This window comes from Micromonospora maris AB-18-032 (assembly GCF_000204155.1).
Classification (GTDB): domain Bacteria; phylum Actinomycetota; class Actinomycetes; order Mycobacteriales; family Micromonosporaceae; genus Micromonospora; species Micromonospora gifhornensis.
On record NC_015434.1, the window covers coordinates 2,934,318 to 2,952,641 of the forward strand.

At 70.1% G+C, this 18,324-nt stretch carries 15 protein-coding genes; 2 read left to right on the top strand and 13 right to left on the bottom strand.

The annotated features are described in order from the left end of the window. Positions 1 to 51 precede the first annotated feature (51 nt). From VAB18032_RS13195 to VAB18032_RS13220, 6 genes are all read right to left on the bottom strand, one after another. Positions 52 to 2,895 (bottom strand): DUF5682 family protein, encoded by a 2,844-nt coding sequence (locus tag VAB18032_RS13195; protein WP_013733343.1) that lies wholly within the window; start codon positions 2,893 to 2,895, stop codon positions 52 to 54. After that, positions 2,892 to 4,004: an ATP-binding protein gene (locus tag VAB18032_RS13200; RefSeq protein WP_013733344.1), complete on the bottom strand. Its 1,113-nt coding sequence runs from the start codon at positions 4,002 to 4,004 to the stop codon at positions 2,892 to 2,894. The genes VAB18032_RS13195 and VAB18032_RS13200 overlap by 4 nt, the downstream gene beginning before the upstream one ends. A 14-nt stretch (positions 4,005 to 4,018) precedes the next feature. Continuing rightward, the gene (locus tag VAB18032_RS13205) at positions 4,019 to 5,383 is read right to left on the bottom strand and encodes a VWA domain-containing protein (protein WP_013733345.1); all 1,365 of its coding nucleotides are present in this window, start codon (positions 5,381 to 5,383) and stop codon (positions 4,019 to 4,021) included. Further along, the gene (locus tag VAB18032_RS13210) at positions 5,380 to 6,777 is read right to left on the bottom strand and encodes a hypothetical protein (protein ID WP_013733346.1); all 1,398 of its coding nucleotides are present in this window, start codon (positions 6,775 to 6,777) and stop codon (positions 5,380 to 5,382) included. Before VAB18032_RS13210 ends, VAB18032_RS13205 begins: the two co-directional genes overlap by 4 nt. After that, the gene (locus VAB18032_RS13215) at positions 6,777 to 7,244 is read right to left on the bottom strand and encodes a hypothetical protein (RefSeq protein ID WP_050814730.1); all 468 of its coding nucleotides are present in this window, start codon (positions 7,242 to 7,244) and stop codon (positions 6,777 to 6,779) included. The genes VAB18032_RS13210 and VAB18032_RS13215 overlap by 1 nt, the downstream gene beginning before the upstream one ends. Before the next feature lie 264 nt (positions 7,245 to 7,508). After that, complete coding sequence (locus VAB18032_RS13220) at positions 7,509 to 8,648, bottom strand: helix-turn-helix domain-containing protein (RefSeq protein WP_013733348.1); 1,140 nt, start codon at positions 8,646 to 8,648, stop codon at positions 7,509 to 7,511. Between the two features lie 303 nt (positions 8,649 to 8,951). Here VAB18032_RS13220 and VAB18032_RS13230 point away from each other — a divergent pair, with 303 nt between their 5' ends. Continuing rightward, positions 8,952 to 9,689: a helix-turn-helix domain-containing protein gene (locus VAB18032_RS13230; RefSeq protein ID WP_232510793.1), complete on the top strand. Its 738-nt coding sequence runs from the start codon at positions 8,952 to 8,954 to the stop codon at positions 9,687 to 9,689. A 42-nt stretch (positions 9,690 to 9,731) separates the two neighbouring features. Here VAB18032_RS13230 and VAB18032_RS13235 read toward each other — a convergent pair whose 3' ends face one another. The 7 genes from VAB18032_RS13235 to VAB18032_RS13260 all read right to left on the bottom strand — a co-directional run bounded on the left by VAB18032_RS13235 (position 9,732) and on the right by VAB18032_RS13260 (position 16,032). Continuing rightward, complete coding sequence (locus VAB18032_RS13235) at positions 9,732 to 11,129, bottom strand: tetratricopeptide repeat protein (protein ID WP_050814601.1); 1,398 nt, start codon at positions 11,127 to 11,129, stop codon at positions 9,732 to 9,734. Further along, a complete protein-coding gene (locus VAB18032_RS13240; protein ID WP_043724078.1) occupies positions 11,126 to 13,384 on the bottom strand; it encodes a CHAT domain-containing protein in 2,259 nt (752 codons plus the stop codon). Before VAB18032_RS13240 ends, VAB18032_RS13235 begins: the two co-directional genes overlap by 4 nt. A 23-nt stretch (positions 13,385 to 13,407) precedes the next feature. Beyond that, positions 13,408 to 13,737: an effector-associated constant component EACC1 gene (locus VAB18032_RS13245; protein WP_148272266.1), complete on the bottom strand. Its 330-nt coding sequence runs from the start codon at positions 13,735 to 13,737 to the stop codon at positions 13,408 to 13,410. Positions 13,738 to 13,740: 3 nt separating this feature from the next. Further along, complete coding sequence (locus VAB18032_RS33205) at positions 13,741 to 13,869, bottom strand: hypothetical protein (protein WP_269764256.1); 129 nt, start codon at positions 13,867 to 13,869, stop codon at positions 13,741 to 13,743. 425 nt (positions 13,870 to 14,294) lie between these two features. Beyond that, positions 14,295 to 15,089: an AAC(3) family N-acetyltransferase gene (locus VAB18032_RS13250; RefSeq protein WP_013733355.1), complete on the bottom strand. Its 795-nt coding sequence runs from the start codon at positions 15,087 to 15,089 to the stop codon at positions 14,295 to 14,297. Positions 15,090 to 15,107: 18 nt separating this feature from the next. After that, positions 15,108 to 15,449, bottom strand: a complete 342-nt coding sequence (locus tag VAB18032_RS13255) for a hypothetical protein (protein WP_148272267.1) — start codon at positions 15,447 to 15,449, stop codon at positions 15,108 to 15,110. Further along, positions 15,442 to 16,032, bottom strand: a complete 591-nt coding sequence (locus VAB18032_RS13260) for a DUF6624 domain-containing protein (protein ID WP_013733357.1) — start codon at positions 16,030 to 16,032, stop codon at positions 15,442 to 15,444. The genes VAB18032_RS13255 and VAB18032_RS13260 overlap by 8 nt, the downstream gene beginning before the upstream one ends. A 117-nt stretch (positions 16,033 to 16,149) precedes the next feature. Here VAB18032_RS13260 and VAB18032_RS13265 point away from each other — a divergent pair, with 117 nt between their 5' ends. Beyond that, a complete protein-coding gene (locus VAB18032_RS13265; protein ID WP_013733358.1) occupies positions 16,150 to 18,300 on the top strand; it encodes an APC family permease in 2,151 nt (716 codons plus the stop codon). Positions 18,301 to 18,324: the final 24 nt, after the last annotated feature.

The following is an 18,324-nucleotide window of genomic DNA, read 5'->3' on the forward strand; positions in this document are numbered from 1 at the left end:
CGGACACGTCGGGTCTGCCCGAAGCACCCGTTCGCTGCCCGGAGCGACGGATCACGACAGCCGCAACACCCTCGCGATCGCCTCGGCGGATCCCGGATGGGCCTGCACGAGGACGCCCGAATCCGTGACGCCGTCGTCGGGGCTTTGCCAACCACCCTCGACACCGAGCAGCGCGGCGACCGCGTCCACCGGCTCCCGGTACTCGGCCAGCAGACCGTGCACCTGCCCCACGGGCCGCTGCCCGATGACCGGCGCGGCCGCGGGAGCCGTGCCCGACCAGGGCGGCACCCAGGAATCCAGCGCGGACAGCGTGCCCGGGAAGGTCCGCCCGGCCTCCCTGACCAGCAACGGCACCAACTCCGGCCCGTGCGCACGCAGCGCGGTGATCAGGTTGGGCAGCCAGGGCAGCAGCACCGGGTCGGGTAGCCGGGCGAACGCGGTGGACATCGTCTCCACCACGAACGGCGTGAGCCCCGGCACCGGCTCCAGCGCGTGCACGAACCCGGACAGGTACTGCGGGAAGGCCGGCACCACCAGCGGATTGGACAGCAGCTGCCGGCACCGCTGCCGCAACTGCGCCAACGGCAGCATGCCGAGCTGGTGGTGGGCCGCCCAGAGCAGGGCGACCTTGGGCGGCGCCTCGGGATGGGACTGGCCCACCGCGAGTTCGAGCTGGGACCGGTCGCAGCCCAGCGACAGCGCCAGACTCTCCAGGCTGAACAGGAAACCGAGCATCGCCCCGACCTGCCGTACGCCGGTCTCGCCGTCGACGAACGCGGTCGGCAGCAGCGTGCAGTAGTGGGCGTACCCGGTGGTCACGAACGCCTCGCACCAGGCCGGCAGCCCCGTCGCGGTGGCCTGGTGGTGGGCGAGCAGGCGGCGGATGCGGCGCAGCACCTCCGGGGCGTCGTCGACGGTACGTTCGCCGGCGAGCAACTCGACCGCCCGGGCACCCAACTCCTCGACCAGCCGAGGGCTGTTCAACAGCGTGATGGCGTCCTCGACCGCCGCGAGAGCGCTGACGGCCGTCGCCTCGGGCCCGTGCGCCGCCCGCCGCAGCCGCTGCTCCAGCACCTGCTCGACGGTCACCCCCTCGTAGCCGAGTTCGATGAGCGCCCGTTGGTGGCGACCCACCGCCAGATCCCAACTCTCCTGGATCGACCGGTGGCCCAGCCGACGCTCACCCATGATCGGCCGGACCGCCCCCGGCGGCAGCAGATGCCGCAGCATCCACAGCAGATCCGAGCAGCCGGCCAGCTCCGGACTGCCCTGCAGGTCCAGCAGCGCCCGCTGCACGGTGCGTTTCTCCAGGTCCAGCCCGAGCGGCTCAAGGCGGTGCAACACGTCACGGGCCAACGGCGGCAGGGCGTCGTAGCCGACCTGGCCGATCCGGTCCCCGCCGAGCAGGATCTCGCAGAGCCGCCGCACGTCCCGCCGACCCGGTACGACGTCCTTCTCGATGCAGGTCACCGCCGCGTCGGCGAAGTCGTACGGGGTGGGTCGGGCCCGGTTGCGCAGCCCGGCCAGCAGGATCGAGGTCTCGAACACCGCTATCGCGTCGGCAGTGCTGGCCAGGTACCCGTTGCGGCGGGCCAACCGGACGATGTCCACGCACCACCTGCGCAGCTCCGCCTCGTCCAGCCCGTCCGGGGTCGGCGGCGCGGCGAGGAAACCGGAGAGCCGGTCGGTGACCGGCCCGACCGGCACGGCCTCCGGCTTGCCACGTCGCTTACGGCCCGTCGCACCCCGCTGACCCCCCAACCGGTACGGCGTCACACCCGAGGCGCTCACCGCCTTGTTCCAGGTGGCGGCGGCGATCGACACCGACCCGGGGGCGAGACCGAACTGCGCCTCGATCGCCGAGTGGCTGGACGGGATCAGCCCGTACTGCCACCTGGTCGCGGTGCGGTCGGTGATGTCGAAGTCGGGGGCGGGGGAGTCGAGGCCGAACTGTTCGACCCGGCTGGCGGCGTGGAACGCCCCGCAGACGTACAGACAGTCGGCCGGGTCCGCGCCGGTGGCGGCCAGGTGCTGCCGGATCCTGGTCCACATGTAGCGCTCGCGGTCCTCGTCGCGGTCGGTACGCTCCGACGACGATGGACGCAGCCGCCGGAACAGGCTGCCGATCAGCACCATCACCTGGCGGTAGGTGTCGTGGTCGGCGGTCGCCAGGGGCCGTTCGACGTAGCTGTCCCACCACTCCGACCAGTGCCGCACCTTGCCGTGGTGCAGCAGGTACGCCTCCAACTCGGCGAACCGGGGCCGCAGGTCGCCGATCTCCACCCCGACCGCATCACCGTGCAGCGCGGCCTGGTCATCGGACCCGTCGACAGTGGACTCCTCCGACGCCGGGGACTCGTCACGCGGCGACCACTGGAAGACGTGGTCGGTGGACCGGTCCACCAGCACCAACTCCACGCCCGGCGTCTCCAGCGCGTACGCGATGGCCTGGTATTCCGCCGACGCCTCGGTGACCGGCGCGATCACACTCAACGGCGCCCACGCGGCGGGAAAACCGTCGAGTTCCGAAGCGAACGCCTGCACCGCCACCGGCAGCCGGCAGTTGCGCAGCTCCGTCAGGACCGGCTGGAGATCCTCGCAGAGCTCCAGGTAGATCACCCGGGGCTGCTTCTGCCGCAACCGTCGCACCATGGCCAGCGCGGAGGCCGGCGAGTGATGGCACACCGGGAAGATCTCCAGCCGTTCGCCCAGCGCCCGGTCGACGTCGTCGACGATCCCGGTGAGGATGTCGGCGAGGGCGTCGGGGCCACCGGCGAACGCGGCGGCGGCGTCGGTGAGCTGCTCCCGCAACGCGGCGAACGCGCCGACGGCGGCGGAGGCCGGGGCCGCGGTGGAGGTGGAGACGGCGTTGTTGGCGGGGGCGGGGGCGGTCACGACAGGGCGGCGATCGTCTGGCGGCCACCGTCGAGGAAGTCGTTCCACTCGCCGCCGTCCTGCTTGGCCCGCGGCTCCACCACCGCGTGCAGGTACTTGTTGAGGATCGCCAGGTCCTCCGGGCTGCGCCGGGCCAACGACCCCACAAGCGACCCGGCCAGCGTGCCGGCCCGCAGGGTGCGGTCACCGAAGAACTGACTGTGCAGGATGGCGTCCTCCAACACCCCGATCTGCTCGGCGGTGGACAGCGCCGACTCCAGCTTCTCGTCGTCGCTGGTGGCCGAGGTGGCGGCGGCCCGCAGGTCGGCGAAGCTCTGCAACAGGATGTCCAACAGAGTCGGCGGCACCTCCAGTTCGACATGGTGGCGGCGCAGCAACTCCTCGGTACGGAACCGGACGATCTCCGCCTCGCTGCGCTTGTTGGTGACCACCGGGATGCGGACGAAGTTGAATCGCCGCTTCAACGCCGAGGACAGGTCGTTGACGCCCCGGTCCCGGCTGTTCGCGGTGGCGATGATGGAGAACCCGGGCTTGGCGAAGACGATGTTGTCGTCGTTGAGCTCGGGGATGGAGACGTACTTCTCCGACAGGATGGAGATCAGGGCGTCCTGCACGTCGCTTGTGGAGCGGGTCAGCTCCTCGAACCGGCCGATCACTCCCTGCTCCATCGCCGTCATGATCGGCGACGGGATCATCGACTCGCGGGACTGCCCCTTGGCGATGACCATGGAGACGTTCCACGAGTACTTGATGTGGTCCTCGGTGGTGCCGGCGGTGCCCTGCACGACCAGGGTCGAGTTACGGCAGATCGCCGCGGACAGCAGCTCGGCCAGCCAGCTCTTGCCGGTGCCCGGGTCACCGATGAGCAGCAGACCCCGATCCGAGGCCAGCGTGACGATGCTGCGCTCGACGAAGCTGCGGTCACCGAACCACTTCTGCGGGATCTCCCGGTCCAGGCCGTCGGCGCGCTCCGAACCCAGGACGAACAACCGGATCATGCGGGGGCTCAGCCGCCACGAGTACGGCTTGGGGCCGGTGTCGACCGACTCCAGGTAGTCGAGTTCGTCGGCGTACTTGACCTCGGCGGGGGCACGCAACATCTCGGACATGAGGGGTGTCTCTCCTAGGTGAGGAAGCTCTTGAGCTCGAAGACGAGTTTGCGGATGTGGCCGGAGATGACCGGGGTGCCCAGGTCCTTGAGGCGTTGCCGGAACCACGGGTTGACGCTCTGCTGGCCGGAGCTGCTGACCGAGCCGACCGGGATGAACCTGACCCCCGAGCGGTGCACCGCCTCGATGCCGTCGAACAGCGGCTGGGAGCGGTCGAACTCGTAGAAGTCCGAGATCCACACCATCACGGTGTTCCTCGGCTCGACGATCTTCGGGCGGGCCATCGCCATCGCCACCGGCCCGTCGTTGCCCCCACCCAGGTTGGTCCGCAGCAGCACCTCGAACGGGTCGTGCACCCACGGTGTCAGGTCCAACGCCCGGGTGTCGTAGGCGATCAGGTGCACGTCGACCTTGGGCAGCCCGGCGAAGATCGACGCCAGGATGGTGCAGTTGACCATCGAGTCGACCATCGACCCGGACTGGTCCACCACCACGATCAGCCGCGACGGCGTGGTCTTGCGGGCCGTCTGCCGGTAGTAGAGCCGGTCGACGTAGAGCCGTTCGTCCTCCGGGCTCCAGTTGGGCAGGTTCTTCCAGATGGTGCGGTCCAGGTCCAGGTTGCGGAACACCCGCTTCGGTGGCACCGACCGGTCGATCGCCCCGACCGTGGTCTGCTCCACCTGGGTACGCAGCACCTGCGCGACCTCGTCGACGAAGCGCCGGATCAGCGCCTTGGCGTTGGCCAGCGCCACCCCGGACAGGTTGGCCTTGTCCCGCAGCAACTGCTCGATCAGCGACATGCTCGGGGTGAGCTGCCGGGCCAACGCCGGATCCGCCAGCACCTCCCGCAGATGCATCCGGTTGACCAGGTCACCCTCGATGCCGGCCAGGGTCGGGCCCAGCCCGGTGCCCTGCCGGCGCAGCTCGCCGGGTTCGCCACCGAGGGCCTGCTCGAACCAGCCCGCGTCGGACTGCCACCGGGCCAACTGCCCGGCGCTGACCGGCCCCGCACCGGTGGCGAAGACGTTGAGCAGCAGCTTCGACACCAGCGCCGCTCGGCGTACCTCGGCCTCGCCCGGCCGGTGCGGCCCGGCGGCCTCGTCGGCGGGGTCCGCTTCGGTGTCCGCGAGCAGGCCGCGCAGTTCGTCGGCGAGCTGCGGGAACCGCTGGACCACGGTGTCCACCGACACCGTCGGGTCCAGCAGCATGGCGGGCAGACCCAGGTCGTCGACCACGGCCATGCTCGCCGATTCCAGGGTGGGCTGCTCGTCCGGGTCGAAGATGCGGCCCAGCAGCCGCCAGTAGAGCACCTGGCGGCGGTTGGCGGCGGCTAGGTCGCCGGGGCTGATGTCGTCGGGGGAGAGGTCGGAGTCGGTCATCGGCGCAGCAACCGTCCCGCCCGCTCGCGCAGCACCGCCACCGCGTCGCCCGCCTTCGCCTCGACCTTCGCCACCTTCGGATCGGTGATCCCTTCGGCCCAGTCACCGTTGTGCGCCTCGACGGGCTTGCGTTTGACGGTGGCCTGCACCGCCAACGGCTGCACCAGCCAGCGACCCCCGTCGAAGCGCAGCAACCCGACACAGCACGACGAGGCGGCCACCAGCGCGGGCGTGAGCGGACCGGCCGCCGGCAGCCGGTCGACGGCGACCGGAAGTTGCCGACCGTCCCACTCGACGGTGAGCCTGTCGTCGTCCTGCCGCACCGTGTAGCCCTCCAACAGCACCGGTTCGGCGATCGCCGTCGGGTGTCGGTCCAGCGGCGCGGTGGCCGCCGCGACCGCCGTGCCGAGCAGCAACCGGGCGGCGGCGAACGGATCGGCCGGCTCACCGACGCGGGCCTGAGCCTCGATCCACCGCAGGTCACCGCCGTGCAACGGCAGGTCGGTCACGGTCACCGCCCGCCGTTGCGCCAGCGCGGCCAGCAGGACCGGATGCGCCTGCAACAGCCGCCACACCGCCGGCCCGGTGATCGTCTCGACCTTCGCCGCCACCACCGTCGTACGCACCAGCCGGACCGCTCCGCCGTCGGCCGGTTCGAGAACACCGTGCACCTGCACCCCGATGGCCGTGCCGTGCTCGTGGATGTCCACGCCGAGCGGCAACAGACGACCGGTGATCGTCTCGACGTCGCCGTCCGGCACCGACCAGTCCTGGGCCAGCAGCACGGCCCGGGACCACAGATCCGCCCAGCGCCGCGCCGGCACCTGCGCCATCATCGCCACCGGAAGGCTGGCCCGCAGTTCGGCGGCGATACCGTCGAGCAGCACCGCCAACCGGCGCAGCCCCGGCTCGGCCAGGGCCGCCTCGACCGGCGTCCCGACCGCCGACAGCAGGTCGTGGTCGACCCCCCGCCACCCCGCCACGGCCGTCTCGTGCAACCAGGCCCGCGCCGCGCCACGAGGCGCAGACACCTCCGCCGGTACGCCCACCGGCGCCGACCACGGCGTCCGCTCGCGCCCGACGGCGGCGTCGAACTGGCCGAGCAGCGCGTCGTGGGCCGCACCCAGCAGGGCCGACCGGGCACCGGCCAGGGCGGCGAGGTCCTCCTGGCTGAACGACCCGGCGGTCACCTTGGCCACCGCCTCGGCCACCCGGTCGTGCAGCGGGGTGCCGGCGACCGCTCCGGCCAGGGCCGCCAGCGCGGCAGCAGCCTCGTCACCGATCCGCGCGAACCCACCGACCAGGGCGTCGTCGAACCCGGCGACCACCGCATCGGCGTCGGCCAGCCCCACCGGGACGTTCTCCTGCAACTGCGCCAGCTGTGTGCTCAGCATCAGCGCACCGCCCCGGTGGCCGGGAACCAGTGCAGCTCGGGCAGCGCGGTGGTGCTGTCCGGCAGTTCGAGGTACGCCAGGTGACGCAGGAACCGGCTGAACACCACCGCGGCCGGGGTCGGCTCGTGCCGGGTGTCCATCCGGGCCAGCAGGTCGGCTCCGCCGCGTACCCCCTCACCGGCGTCGACCCGCAGATAGCGGGCGACCCGGTCCACGCCGTACTGCAGGACGGCCTCCTCGGCGAGGGCCTCCAGATGCTTGCAGGGCGCGCCGCGCAGCCCACCGCAGGGCCGGTTGTTGTTGGTGCTGCAGTGGTAGGCGTGGCTGCCGGCGGTCACCGACGAGACGTAGACCCGTTCGATGTCCGAACCGCTGGAGACCACACCCTGTAGCCGCCCGTCGGCCAACTCGACGAAGGGCACCTTCGCCAACTTGCGCGGCCGGGCGGGCGGCACCACCGCCAGCACGCTACTGCGCCGCCAGGCCGTCCCGTCAGCGTCCGTCACCTGTGTCCTCCCCGCCCCGTCGCGGACAGCGTCCGCGCGTGGTGAAGCCGCACCGACCGGTGTCGGCGCCGCCATGACGGGAGGATCATGACGGATGGCTACGACACTTCCGCCGTCCCGTCCGAGCCTCGGGACGCCACCGGCGGAGACATCCTGTTGACCATGAGAATTGACGGCGATGCCGGTCGTGCCGCCCACCTCACGGCCGACCAGCAGACAGGGCTGTCAGTAGGTGAGGCCGACGGCCGTGGCCAGTCGCGCGACGTCGGCCGCCGCCGGTCCGCCCCGGATGATCTCGGCGAGCAGGGTACGGGCGACCGGACGGTTGCGGACCTCGGCGGGCGCGATGCGGTCAGCCGCCAGTAGCGCCTGCCCGGCTCGGCTGTGGCGGCTGGCGTCGAGGTGGGCGCGGGCAGCGTCGATGAGGTGGGCGGCGCGATGCTCGGGCGGCAGGCGCGACCAGGCGTCGCTGCGGATGACATGGTCGTGGCGCAGGATCGCCTCGGCGGTGTCGCCGAGGCGGTGCGCGGCCAGGGACCGGGCCGTCTGAACGGCAGCCGCTCCGAAGCCGGTGTAATGGGGGTCGGTGTCGCTGACCTGCCGGTCGGCGAGGGCGGCGGCATGATCGAGCAGGTCGTGGGCGTTGCGGCGGTCCCCGTAGCCGGCGGCGGCGAGCCCGGCCTGGACGTAGAGGCTGCCGCGTACGGTGTCGTCGTCTGCGGGGTCCGCCGCCGCCAGGGCGGCGGTGAGGGCGATCCGGTGGTGGCCCAGGGCGCGCAGGGCCTGGGCGACAGCGATGGTCGCGCTGGCGGTGCGGGTGGGGTCACCGGCGGAGGTGGTGACGGCGCGGTCGGCGGCCAGCCAGGCAAGGTCGGCGTGGTCGAGCTTGACCAGCACGTGAGCGGTCAGCCGGTACGCGGAAACCAGCAGGCCCCGGGTCCCGTGGGTCGCGTCGAGCAGGTCGGGCAGCACGCCGAGCAGTTGCGGGTAGCGGGCGTGCTGGTAGGCCAGCCAGGCGTACGCGACCTGGCCGCCGGCCTGCTGTGCGGTGACCGTGGGCTGGGGTCGGTGGTGACAGCGGGCCAGGGCGGCCCGGACCGCGTCGATCCCGTTCTCGGCGGCTGCGGGGGTCGGTGGTTGGCGGGGGCCCAGGAGCATCGTCGGATCGAGACGCAGCACCTCGGCGATGTCCCGGATCACCGAGTACCGGTCGAGCCGACGTACGCCGCGTTCGACCTTGTCGACCCAGCTTTTCGACTTGCCGAGCCGATCGGCGAACGCCTGCTGGCTCATGCCCCGGTGGGCCCGCAACTCAGCGACCCGCCGCCCGAGCGGTACGGAGTTGTGATCGCGCCGGTGGGTCATCGACTGCCCTCGGCGGGCGGCATCGTGTGAGTGGACTCCCCGCAACGCGGACACCACCGCGACTTCACCTTGAACGCCAGCAGCCCGAGCAGGAAACCTGGTAACAGCCCGCCGAGTACAACCGACACGACCATGTGAAGCATGATCTCCCTCATCTCGTGATTGGGGTCGAGGGGCCGGACTTGCTGCATCGATGCCCCCTCGTGGCAGTTCGCGATGTATGCGAAAGGTTGCCGGTGCGTCACGGACGGTTGCACCGCTGGCGTGTGACCATAAGGGGACGTCTACGAAAGGTCCCCTGCCATGGCACGCAACGATGGCCTCAGGCAAGCGATGGCGACAGCCGGACTCACCGCTGCTGACCTGGCCGAACGCTGCGAAGTGGACGCGAAGACCGTGGAAAGGTGGGTCAGTCGAGGGCGCGTGCCGCACCCCCGCTCAAGGGTGCGTGCGGCAGCGGTGCTGGGCAAAGATGTAGGTGTGCTGTGGCCTGAGATCATCCGACGCGCTGCGAAGGTAGGGACCGATCGGGAGTTGGTCGGCATGTACCCGCGCCGCGCAGACCTGCCCCGAGCGGTCTTCCGCGAGGCGATCGAGCGCGCCCAATCGCGAATCTGGTTTGGCGGGTACACCAGCTATTTCGTATGGCTGGAAGTGCCCGACGCGGCCACCACTCTCGCCGCCAAGGCCAACGCCGGGGCCGACCTGCGATTCCTGCTCGGTGACCCGGACAGCCCGATCACGGCCGAGCGTGACCGACTGGAAGCGACTCCGCTCACGCTGGCGACCCGCATCGCGATGACGCGCGCGGAGATCGGCAAAGTCGATGCCGCAGTTCCGGTCCGGCTGTCAGATCGTCATATCGCCATGTCCGTGTGGGTCTTCGACGACGAGGCCATCGTTGCCACCCATATCGGTTCCGGGCTCGGGCAGGACTCTGTGACGCTGCACCTGCGGCGTACGCAGGGCGGCGGGGTGTTCGACCGGTACGTGGAGCACTTCGCGTCGCTGTGGGCCGATGGCAAACCCGCCGATATATAGAACTGAGGGATAGTCAGCACGGCGTTTCATCCATTGCCAGGATCAGGCGGTTGTTCCGCTGTTGTTGAACTTCGCCTTCAACTTGCCGATCCATGTGGTGACTCGATGTTCAGCCGTCTCACTCACCAGGGGGTTAATCCGGGCCCGCGCAGTTCGATCTTGGCGTAGTTGTTCGAGCATGGCCGTGTCGGATGCGAAATCCGGGTGGCCTACTTGGCGATCGAGCTCAACGACGAGCTCAAGTTCACCGATCGCCTTGTCGAGATTCCCCTCATCGCGATGGATCATCGCGATGTTGTACCGGGTGACTGCTTCGCCGACACGGTCGCCGACTTCTCGCCGGATGGGCAGGGCCTGTTGGTAGTAGGTCAGGGCTTGCTGTCGGTCCCCGAGCTCTTTGTACACCAGACCGATGTTGTTGAGGGTGGTGGCTTCGCCGACACGGTCGCCGACTTGCTGCCGGATCGGGAGCGCCTGTTGGTAGTAGGTCAGGGCCTGCTCTCGGTCCCCGAGCACGTCGTACACGGCGCCGATGTTGTTGAGGGTGGTGGCTTCGCCGACACGGTCGCCGACTTGCTGCCGGATCGGGAGCGCCTGTTGGTAGTAGGTCAGGGCTTGCTGTCGGTCCCCGAGCTCGTCGTGCACGAGGCCGATGTTGTTGAGGGTTCTAGCTTCGCCGGCGCGGTCGCCGACATCTCGCTGGATCGATAGGGCCTGTTGGTAGTAGGTCAGGGCTTGCTGTCGGTCCCCGAGCTCGTCGTACACGTTGCCGATGTTGTTGAGGGTGGTGGCTTCGCCGGCGCGGTCGCCGACTTCTCGCCGGATGGGCAGGGCGTGTTGGTAGTAGGTCAGGGCCTGCTGTCGGTCCCCGAGCCCGTGGTACGTGTGACCGATGTTGTTGAGGGTGGTGGCTTCGCCGGCGCGGTCGCCGACTTCTCGCCGGATGGGCAGGGCCTGTTGGTAGTAGGTCAGGGCTTGCTGTCGGTCCCCGAGCTCGTCGTACACGGCGCCGATGTTGTTGAGGGTGGTGGCTTCGCCGGCGCGGTCGCCGACTTCTCGCCGGATGGGCAGGGCGTGTTGGTAGTAGGTCAGGGCCTGCTCTCGGTCCCCGAGCACGTCGTGCACGAGGCCGATGCTGTTGAGGGCGGCTGCTTCGTTACCGCGGTCGTCGGCCTCGCGGTACAGGTGTAGGGCCTGCTCGTAGCTTTTCAGGGCATGCCGGGGCTGCCCTATGACCGTTTGCGCCCAACCCAGGTTATAAAGCGCATCTGCGTCCGGGCCGAGGGTCAGGGTCGCGTTCGCAAGAGCCTCCACATCCGCGAACCGGGACGTACGCAGCCACAATCTCGCCACCCGGTCGCCGACGTCCCGGGCGATTTCCGGCTCCCGGCCCGCCACCGCCAGCCGGTGCAGCTCCACCCATTGAGCGAGGGTGGTCATGACACGGACCCGGAAGTAGCAGGGTCGGTGATCCAGAGTTTGTAGAGGGACCGTGCGGCGGCGGCGCAGGCCTGGGTGTATTCGTCGTCGGTGATCAGGGGGCGGATGAGGGGGCGTAGGACGTTGGAGACGTAGTAGCGCGGCTGGTTGGTCTCCGGGTCGGTGCCTTCTTCCATCAGTCCGAGCTGGACGGCGCGTGCGATGTGGGCGGTGGCATCGGGATGGTCGTGTAGGGCGCGGACGGTGTCGGCGGGGACGGGGAGTTCCACGACGTTGACCTTGGCGAGCATGTTCTGCAACTCGGGGTTCTGGGAGTCGAGGAGGTTCTTCGCGAGGATGGTCTCCCGGCGGAACCGGTCGGCTTCCGCCTCGATTGCGGTGATCAGGCTATCGATGTCGAGGTTGGGGGCGGCGACGATCAGGTCGAGCCAGTCGAGCAGGCGGGGGTTGCCCGCAGCGGCCTCGATGGCGCGATCCCGGATGTCGGGGTCGACGGGGGAGCCGGGGCGCAGGTTCGGCAGGTTGGTGAGCTTCTTGACCTGTTCGACGTCGGTGAGGGTTTCCAGCGACTCGAAGCGAATACTGGTCCCGGCCGGTGGGTGAAAGCGGTAGCGGCTCGTGATGATGACCCGGCTGGGGCTGCCGGTGTCGCGGATAGCCTTGAGCAGGGCCGGGAGGATGTCGGCCATCTCCGGGGCGAGCACATGGCCGCCGTCGCGTTCGTCGAGGTTGCCGTCCTCGAAGTCGTCGAAGACGAACAGGCAGGGCGTCTGCCCGAGCGGCCCGTCGACGTGCAGCAGACGGCGCAGCCGGACGGCCAGGGAGAGCCGTTGGTCCTCCAGCAGCTCATTCGCTTCGACCTGCTGTTCCCTGGTGGGGAAGTCGACCTTGTCGGTGAGTTCGCGGAACTTGGTCAGGTCGACGCGGCCGTACCAGACGGCACGCTGGTGGGTGGGCATCCGCTCCAGCAGCCGGGAGGCAAGGCTGCTCTTACCGAGGCCACCCATGCCTTGCAGGACCAGGGCATCGGCCGCGCCGTCGCCACCCTGCGGTTGTTTGAGGGTACGCAGGCACCGCTGGATGGCCCGCCGCCGTCCGACGAAGGTGGCACGGGAGGCGACCCGGGACAGTTGGGTCTGCGGGTCCAGGAACTCCTGGTCGGCGGCCCGGATCTGAATGCGCGCACGCCCCTTGGTGTGTAGGGGCGTGACCATGCGAGCTAGTGGGGATCTGTCGGCGTAGACGCGCAGCAGATGCCAGTTGGCGCGCTTGTTCGCGTACAGGTGCTGACGGGCCTCGACTACGGCCCGGTCGAGGGGCTGCCCGTCGGCCAGTGAACGGTAGAGTTCAGCGGCGAACTCGGTCGCGGACACGTCACCGACCGGCAGCGCCCACCCCAGCACCGCAGGTGCCCCGGCGCGAACCAGACTCTCACTCATCGAGGGAAACGCCCCAGAGCCGGGGGAGTTGCCGGTGAGGCAGCCGGAGACGAAAACCAGACGGGGCCAGCGCCCGGACACGGCCTGGGCGATCTGGTCGGCGGTGGCGTAGGCGAGCCCACCGAACTCGTTCTCCACCAGGAATACGGGTTGACCGTCTGCGCTGATGTTGGCGTGGCCGCTGAGATGCAGGATGTCGAAGTATCCCGCGCCGTAGTCGAGGTTGAGGAAGCGAAGCCCGTCCAGGGTGCCGCTTTCCTCCACGACCAGTTCGGTGCCGGTGCGTCGAGTGGCGTCCAGGATGGCCGCCTCCTCCGCCTCGAAGCTGAGCACCGGCTCGACGCCCTCGGGAGAGGTGGCCATGAACAGCACCCGCAACGGCCGGTTCGCGGGTTCGACCGGGGCGGTGAGGGCCGCGTGGGTGCCGATGGCCCGTACCGGTAGCAGCGGCGCGTGACCGGACACGGCCAGATACGAGCCGTCCGCGGCCAGCAACTCCCACGGCAGGTGCCGGAAACCTTCGGCGGCGGTGATACGCAGCGTGGTGCCGGGCGGACGACCCAGGACCGCTGTCAGCCACCGCTCATCCCCGTCGAGGAATTCAGCCAGCTTCGTGCCGAGATCACGCAGCTGCGGCGCACCGAACACCCGCTGCACGACCGCATGTTGGCTGTAGTCACGCTCCATCAACCCGATCAGCCGACCGATGGCGGCCCGGTCCACCCCACGGGTCTTCGGCGCGCCCACACCTGTCGACAGGCGCAGCTCGGAGTAGTCGGAGGTCTGGTCGAAAATCTCCAGCTCGTACGTGCGCATCTCCGTCACGCTGATCTCCGCTCTCAGCGTTCCCGCGTCTCGGCCTGCTGGAAGGTGATCTCCAACTGCCCGTCGTTGAGGTTCGACACCTCGATCCGGGTGCCGTCGCCGAGCAGCACCGTGACGGTGACCCCATGTGTGCGGCGAGAGTTCCACCAGTCCCAGATGGTCTTCGCGGTGCCGACCCCGGCGAACACCAGCCCGATGACGGCGATCGCCATCTCGGCGGATCGCTGCACCTCGACCGGGCCGACGTCATCACCCGGCCCCGCGTTCGCGGCGAGAGCGGCGCGCAACTCCATAGCCCAGCGCGCGGCCTCCGGCCCCGAGACCTCAAGTACGGCAGTTCCCACCGTCTATCCCTTCTTGGTTTGTTCAAGCTGAACGAGGAATGCTCGCATCTCTTCCTTCGCTGGATGGCTGCTCTGCTCGGCCAGATCCACCGCCCGACGCTGGCATTCAATGGCCTCGTCCAGTTGCTCCATCCGCGAGAGCAGAACGGCCATATTGAAGCTCGGCCATGAGGGTCGCGACATCCGCGAATCGGGACGTACGCAACCACACCCTCGCTACCCGTCTGCCGACGTCCCGGGCGATCTTCGGCTCCCGGCCCGCCACCGCCAGCCGGTGCACCTTTACCCACTGCTTGACCGTGGCGGCCGACCTACCGTACGTCAAAAGATCCTCCACATCGGCCAGCACGATACGGCCGACATCGATCAGACAGACCGCAACGACCAAGATCCGACACCAGGGACGGCGTGCACCGGATCGTTCTCCTGGACGCCCTGATCACGAAAGCTGGCAGTTGGGCACCCCGGCCACCCGGAGGTCCACGGACGACGGCAGAGTATTGCCCTTGTCCATCACGTCTCTGCGCCTGCGACCGGGGCCGGGCGAGGGCGCCCGGTCAGCGGTGCGGGCGGTGGGTGGCGAGCCAGTCCACGGCGAAGTCGACAAGTTCGCGTTGGCGCATCAGGCGGGACTCGGCCGCGCCCACCTGCCCGATCCGTGCCCGGCCGGTGGCCTCGAAGGCGGCGCCCAACTGGTCGAAGTCGCCCTCGTCGGTGGCGACGTCCTCCCAGCGGGCCCACCTCTGGCCGGTGTCGGTGCGTACGGCTGAGCTTTCCTGCCGGCGCGGCGGGTCCGGCACCCGGTATTCGGCCAGGTGCAGCGAGGTGTTGTTGCCATGTCCCACGCCGAGCAGCAGGACGTCACCGTCGAGCCGGTACACCGCACCCAGGGGAGAGCGCTCGCCCAGCATGTCGTCGAGTTGGTGCCCGGTCACCACTGCTTCGGCGGCCGGGCCGAGGGCCGCGAAGGACACCTGCGGATGGTCGCTGCGTTGCGCCCCCGGCCAGGTGCGAACGGTCTCCGCGATCACCCCCATCCACTGGCTGGGGGTCACCGCCGGATCGAACGCCGGCATGTGTTCCCGGATCACCGGCCACCAAGGCTCCGGCACGGGCGGGTTCTGCCAACCGCCGGGGTCGGTGTTCGCCGGGGCGAGGGTCGGTACCACGAGTGTGCCGTCGGGGCCCACCGCGTCGAGCAGCGCCTGGACCACCGCGACCGGGCCACCGCAGACCCAGCCGAGCGCCTTCAGCGACGAGTGGACGAGCAGCACCGAACCGCGCCGTACCCCGAGCGACGCCAGGTTGTCGGCGAGTGCGGCGCGGGTGGCGGGCAGGTCGGTGTTGATCATCGACAGAACCTACACCCGTCAGGACTGGTACAGCACGCTCCGATAGCCGACCAACGCCGCAATGATCAGCACCGTGGTTCCGGCGACGAACGGCCACCGGCTGCCGCGCGGGCGGGCGAAGGTCAGGACGACGGTCGCCGACCAGAGGACCGCGACGATCACCGTCCAGAGCGTTGCCGTGGGCACCCGGTCGGCGATCCGGCAACCGGCCGACGCGGGTAGGACTGCCGCGCAGATGTCATGGCGTGGCACCGCCAGCCACCAGTAGCCTGCCCACGCCGCCACCGCGGTGCCGGTGACCGTCGCTGCCGCGAGCCACGATCGGGCGCGTGAGGGCACTCCAACCTGGACTTCACTCACCTCGGCAAGGGTATCGTTCGCCGCTCTCAGGACTCGGCTGAGGTCCGGACTCCCGCTGGCGCAGGCGTTCGGTGTATTCGGCGAGGGTGTCCAGTCCGACGCTGTGGCGGCGCTCGTCCACCTGCTCCGGGTCCTCGATCGGCTGGGGTTGCAGCGGACCGGCGTTGTCGGGGCCGTACCAGAACTGGGTGCCGTACCGCTGGGGTCTGCCCTCGGCGCGCAGCACCCGGTCGGTGAGGTAGGCCAGGTGGCGGGGTCTGGCCTCGCCGTCGCGGACCGCCTCATCGAGCAGGGCCAGGCAGCGGCGTTGGAAGCCCGGGTCGTGGTCGGCGTGCTGGGCGAGCAACCAGGCGGCGGTGGCCGCCTCCGGCCCGACGTCGCTCCGCCGGGGCCAGCCGTACCGGTCGATGACCTGCTTGAGCCACGCCGTGTTGTCGGCGTCGACCTGGCACGCCCAGGCCCAGAAGGCGTCGTCGAGGGCCCGGCCCGGCACCCCGGAGCGTGCCTCCTGGTCCCGGTCCATCCGCTCGACCAGTTCGGCGGCGACATCGGCCGGCAGGCTGCGGTCAGAGCAGGGAGGCATCGTACTGCGAGAAGCGGGACAATTTTTCCGCAATGTCGACAGCCTCGTGCGTCACATCCACCATCCTGACATGGCCAGTTCGTTCTGCGGTGCTGGCACCACCGACAGGGCGGGGGGATGGTGGGCAGGTCGGGGCACGACCCGGAAGAGGACGCGGGGTCACCGACCTTCAGCCCGTCCGCCGAGCTGCCGCCGCTGTCCCCGGCCGACCTCGGCGTGTTGCGCCAGGTCGGCGCGCGATGGCAGATCGGCGACACGGTACGGGCGCTGCCGGTGGATCCGCAGGCGGGGGAGATCCGCTCGTCGGCGGTCGGCGGAGCGCACCGAGCCGCCATGCTCTTCCTGCCGGACGCCCCGGGTCAGCTCACCGCCACCCCGGTCGTGGAGCGGCCCGACACCGCCCAGGGGCGGGTCGCCGGTGGTCTGCGTCGGTTGCTGCTCGGTCGGCCGCTGACCAGCGCGTCGATCCTGCGCGAGCGGATGTCGAAGATCGTCGCGTTGCCGGTGCTCGCCTCCGACCTGCTCTCCTCGGTGGCGTACGGGCCGGAGGCGATGCTGGCCGTGCTGGTGCTGGCCGGCAGCGGCGCCCTCGGGCTGTCGTTGCCGATCGCCGCGGCCCTGGTGGTGCTGATGGTCGCCGTCGGCACCTCGTACCGGCAGACCGTCCGGGCCTATCCGCACGGCGCCGGGTCGTACCTGGTGGCCAGTGACAGCCTGGGGCCGCGCGCCGGTCTGGCTGCCGCGGCCGGGCTGGTCCTCGACTACGTGCTCACGGTGTCGGTCTCGGTGTCCGCCGGGGTTGCCGCGATCACCTCGGCGCTGCCCTCCCTCGCCGCGTACCGGGTGCCGCTGGCCCTGGTGGTCATCGGTGTGCTGCTGATCGGCAACCTGCGCGGCATTCGGGTCGCCGGCAACGCCTTCGCCGTGCCCACGTACGTCTTCCTCGTCGCCGTGCTCGGGCTGATCGCCGCCGGGTTCGTCCGGGCCGCGACCGGCGGATTCACCGTCGTGGCCCCGCCACCGACGCCCGCGGTGGAAGGGCTCGGTCTGCTGGTCGTGCTGCGCGCCTTCGCCTCCGGCGCGACCTCGATGACCGGCGTCGAGGCGGTCTCCAACGCGGTTCCGGTGTTCCGCCCCACCGCGTGGCGCAACGCCCGCACGGTGCTGACCTGGATGATCAGCATCCTGATCGTGCTGTTCGTCGGGCTGACCCTGCTGTTCCATCTCAACGGTCTGGTGCCGCGTGCCGACCAGACCCTGCTGTCGCAGTTGGCGCGGCTGACCTTCCCCACCGGCCCCTGGTACGCGATCATCCAGGCCGCGACGGCGCTGGTGCTGCTGCTGGCGGCGAACACCGCCTTCAACGACCTGCCGCGTCTGCTGTACTTCATGGCCCGCGACGGGTACGTGCCCCGCCGCTTCCTGCACCTGGGCGACCGACTGGCCCTGAGCAACGGACTGATCGCCCTCGCGGTCGCCGCCGCGGCGATCCTGGTGGCCTTCGGCGGCAACACGCACTCCCTGATCCCGCTCTACGCGGTCGGGGTCTTCCTGGCCTTCACCCTCTCCCAGACCGGCATGGTCAACCACTGGCGACACCACCGCGACCCCGGCTGGCGGCGACGCGCGGCCATCAACGGCGTCGGTGCGGTGCTGTCGGCCGTCGTGCTGGTGACCGCCGCGGTCACGAAGTTCGCCGCCGGCGCCTGGGCGGTGGTGCTCGCCGTACCGTTGCTGATCTACCTGTTCCGTCGGGTACGCCGCCACTACGACCATGTCCAGCAGGCCCTCGGTCTGCATCCCGACCATCCGCGTGGCGTGGAACCGGCCGAGGACGCGCCACCCGCCATCGTTCCGCAGCAGGTACGACATCTCTTCCTCGTCCCGGTGGCCCGCCTCAACCAGGCGGCGCTGCGCACCCTCGCCTACGTCGGCTCGCTCGGCCAACCGGCGCTGGCGCTGCACGTCAGCCCCGAACGGACGGAAGCCGACCGTTTCCGTGAGCAATGGAACACCTGGGGCGACCACATCCCGCTGGAGACCATCCTGTCGCCGCACCGCGTGATCATCCAACCGATCGCCGGGTACGCCAGCGCGCTGCGCCTGACCCACCCCGACCTGACCATCACCGTCGTCGTACCGGACGTGGTGGTCGACCATCCCTGGCAGCGGATGCTGCACTACCGCACCGAACAGCGACTGCGGCGGGCCCTGCGCCGACATCCGGGCATCGTCGTGACCAGCCTGCCCACCCACCTGACCCGCTGAGCGCCACGAAGGCAGTGGGCATGG